The following is a 3,614-nucleotide window of genomic DNA, read 5'->3' as shown; positions in this document are numbered from 1 at the left end:
CCAGCATTACGCTGGTCACGCCATCGCAACAACGTCGAGTGAGCGATGTCGTGCCGACGCAGTACCTCGACGCGCCGCCCGAAGTCAGCGTTCTCGTACTCGGCCACGATGTCGATCCGGTCCTGGATCGTGTGCCGACGCGGCCCGCGATACCCGTTCTTCATGAACGTCTCCAGTCCCCACCCCCTGTGTCTCACACCAGGCTGACACAGAGGGCAGCGCGGTCCAGCTCGACCCGGAACAGTCCAGGTCGGCGCGGAGCCCGGCCGGTCAGCGCGACTCGGGCCAGTCGTAGAACCGGTGGATCGCCCCGCGGGTCGCCTCGGCGTCGGGCGCCCCGCTGGTCCGGCACAGCTCGGCGAGCAGCCAGGCGTCGCGCTGGCGCATCCGACCGCCGAGGGGGCGGGCGAGCGGGCGATGGACGACGGCGCCGGACGCCAGGCGTACCCAGACCGTCGGCGCGCCGCCGGTGGCCGCCCGCATCCCGGGTGGGACCACCCCCCGACGCGCCACCTCGGAATGGGTGGTGATGGCGGCGATGTCGTCGAAGGAGGCCTCCTCCTCGCGCACGGCCACCCGGCGTCCGAGGAGGTCGACCTCGAGACGGCGCCCGTGATGACGCAGCACGGCCACGACGATCGCGAGCACGACCACCCACGAGAGGGCGAGGACGATCCCGACGAGGGGCCAGTCGACCGGGGTGACCTCCATCGCTCGCCACCACTGGGTGCCGATGACGACCGCGGCGCTGAGCGGCACCATGAGCGCCAGGTAGAGCGCGAGCCGCCAGGCGTTGTCGCGGAACGGGTGCGGGGCGACCGGCACGAGGCCGTGCTGCGACGAGAGGTCGGGGTAGGGACGCACGGAGGGACCTTAGTCGACCCGGACCCGCCCCCTACGCTGAGGAGGTGACCACCACCTCGACCGGCCCCGAGTCTGCCCCGCGCGCCACCACCGCGATCGACGCCCTCGCCGAGCGGCACCTGGCCGCGGCCGCGGCGCTCGACCCGATCGACGCCACCGACATGGGCCTGCCCGGCCACGAGCACGAGTGGCCGGACCTCACCCCGGACGGCGTGGCCGCCCGGGCGGACCTCAGGCGCGCCACGCTCGCCGAGCTCTTTCGGCTCGAGGCGGCCGACGACGTCGACGCCGTCACCGCCGACGTCCTACGCGAGCGCCTCGGCGCCGGGATCGCCCTGCACGAGGCGGGCGAGGACCTCGCGCCGCTCAACAACCTCCACGGCCCGCTGCAGAACCTGCGCGACACCTTCGACCTCATGGCCACCGACACCGCGGAGCACTGGTCCTGGATCGCCGAACGGCTACGCACCCTCCCCGGCGCCCTGGCCGGCTACACGGAGGCGCTGCGGACCCAGGCCGCGCAGGGCAGGTACCCGTCCCGGCGGCAGGTGCGGATCGGCGTCGAGCAGGCGCGTGAGCTCGCCGCCGAGGACTCCTTCTTCACCGCGTTCGCGGCCGGCGCCCGGCCGGACGGCGCCGTGGCGTCTGGGCAGCTCGCGGCGGACCTCGAGCGCGGCGCCGAGGAGGCGCGGGCCGCCTACGGCGCGCTCGCGGAGACGATCGAGACCGAGCTCGCGCCGCACGCGGGCGAGGGTGACGCCGTCGGGGCCGAGCGCTACGCCCTGCACTCGCGCTACTTCCTCGGCGCGGACGTCGACCTGGAGGAGACGTACGCGTGGGGGCTGGAGGAGGTCGCTCGGCTGACGGCCGAGCAGGAGGCCGTGGCGGCGGAGCTGTACGGGCCGCGCACCACGGTCGCCGAGGCGATGGCGAACCTCGACGCCGACCCGGCGCGCACGCTCCACGGCACCGATGCGCTGCAGGAGTGGATGCAGGCCACGTCCGACCGGGCGGTCGCGGAGCTCGCCGAGTCGTCCTTCGACATCCCCGAGCCGGTGCGCCGCCTCGAGTGCCGCATCGCCCCGACCCAGACCGGCGGCATCTACTACACGGGTCCGAGCATGGACTTCTCGCGCCCCGGGCGCATGTGGTGGTCCGTGCCGAAGGGCGTCACCGAGTTCGGCACCTGGCGCGAGCTGACGACCGTCTACCACGAGGGCGTGCCCGGCCATCACCTGCAGATCGGGCAGACCGCGTACCGCTCCGAGCTGCTCAACGCCTTCCGCCGGGTGGGTGTGTGGGTCTCCGGCCACGGCGAGGGCTGGGCCCTGTACGCCGAGCGGCTCATGGAGCAGCTGGGCTACCTCGACGACCCGGGCGACCGGATGGGCATGCTCGACGGCCAGCGGATGCGCGCGGCGCGCGTGGTCCTCGACATCGGCGTGCACCTCGGGCTGCCGCGGCCCGCCGACCTCGGCCCCGGCCGGTGGGACGCCGAGGTGGCATGGCCCTACCTGCAGGAGAACGCCAACTCCGACGACGCCTTCCTCGCCTTCGAGCTCGACCGCTACATGACGTGGCCGGGCCAGGCACCGAGCTACAAGGTGGGCCAGCGGATCTGGGAGCAGATCCGGGACGAGACCGCCGCCCGCGAGGGGGCCGACTTCGACCTCAAGCGGTTCCACCGACGGGCCCTCGACGTCGGCTCGGTCGGCCTCGACACCCTCCGCCGCGCCCTCGCCTGACCCCCACCCCTCTGTCGTCGGGAGTGCGGTCAGGACCCGTCGGGAGTCCGGTCCGTCGTCGACGGCGCGCGACGAGCGCGCACCGTCCTGGCCATACCCTCGTCTGGTGCTCCGTCTCCTGCTCGCCTCCGCCTCGCCCGCCCGCACCGCCACCCTGACCGCAGCCGGGATCGCGCACGACGTCCAGGTCTCCGACGTCGACGAGCCCGCCGTGCTCGAGGCGCAGGCGCGCGCGGCGGAGAAGGCCGGCGATCCCCCGCCGTCACCCGCCGACCAGGTCCTCGCGCTCGCCCGCGCCAAGGCCGAGGACGTCGCCGACGCGGGCCCGACGGCGGAGCCCGGCTCCGCGCACGGTCGCACCCTGGTCCTGGGCTGCGACTCGATGCTCGAGGTCGACCTCGGGGGCGGGGTCGAGGTCGTCGGCAAGCCCGGCGACGCCGAGACGGCCACGCGCCGGTGGCGGGCCATGCGCGGCTCCACGGGCGTGCTGCACACGGGGCACTGGCTCGTCGACGTCGGGGCCGGGCGGGACGCGGCGACGGGAGACGACCGCGCGGAGGGTTCCGGCGTCGGGGGCGTGTCCTCGGCGGTCATCCACTTCGCCGACCTGTCCGACGCCGAGATCGACGCCTACGTCGCGACCGGTGAACCCCTGAAGGTGGCCGGTGGGTTCACCGTGGACGGGATCGGCGGGCCGTTCGTCCGCGGGATCGAGGGGGACTTCCACGGCGTCGTCGGGGTCTCGCTGCCGCTGCTGCGCGAGCTGCTCGGCGAGCACGGCGTCGCGGTGACCGACCTCTGGGCCTGACGGCCGGGCGCCGTCCCGTCACCGGCACACCCGCCGAGCTCGTGCCTCACCTGGCGAGATCGTGCCTCCCCCCTCTGTGTCAGCCTGGTGTGAGACACAGGGGGTGGGGACTGGAGACGTTCATGAAGAACGGGTATCGCGGGCCGCGTCGGCACACGATCCAGGACCGGATCGACATCGTGGCCGAGTACGAGAAC

General features: G+C 74.0%; 3 protein-coding genes. 2 read left to right on the top strand and 1 reads right to left on the bottom strand.

What is annotated here, in order from left to right; all coding sequences use genetic code 11:
• Positions 1-270: 270 nt before the first annotated feature.
• Positions 271-864: a hypothetical protein gene (locus ACZLKG_RS16565; protein ID WP_463649352.1), complete on the bottom strand. Its 594-nt coding sequence runs from the start codon at positions 862-864 to the stop codon at positions 271-273.
• A gap of 44 nt (positions 865-908) precedes the next feature.
• Here ACZLKG_RS16565 and ACZLKG_RS16560 point away from each other — a divergent pair, with 44 nt between their 5' ends.
• Together ACZLKG_RS16560 and ACZLKG_RS16555 are read left to right on the top strand one after the other, a co-directional pair.
• Positions 909-2,609: a DUF885 domain-containing protein gene (locus tag ACZLKG_RS16560; RefSeq protein ID WP_425709806.1), complete on the top strand. Its 1,701-nt coding sequence runs from the start codon at positions 909-911 to the stop codon at positions 2,607-2,609.
• A 106-nt stretch (positions 2,610-2,715) separates the two neighbouring features.
• Positions 2,716-3,417: a Maf family protein gene (locus ACZLKG_RS16555; protein ID WP_425709805.1), complete on the top strand. Its 702-nt coding sequence runs from the start codon at positions 2,716-2,718 to the stop codon at positions 3,415-3,417.
• Positions 3,418-3,614 lie beyond the last annotated feature (197 nt).

The sequence above is a fragment of the Georgenia sp. Z2081 genome (assembly GCF_055326445.1).
The sequence above is the reverse complement of the archived record's forward strand: the minus strand, read 5'-3'. Positions and strand labels throughout refer to the sequence as shown.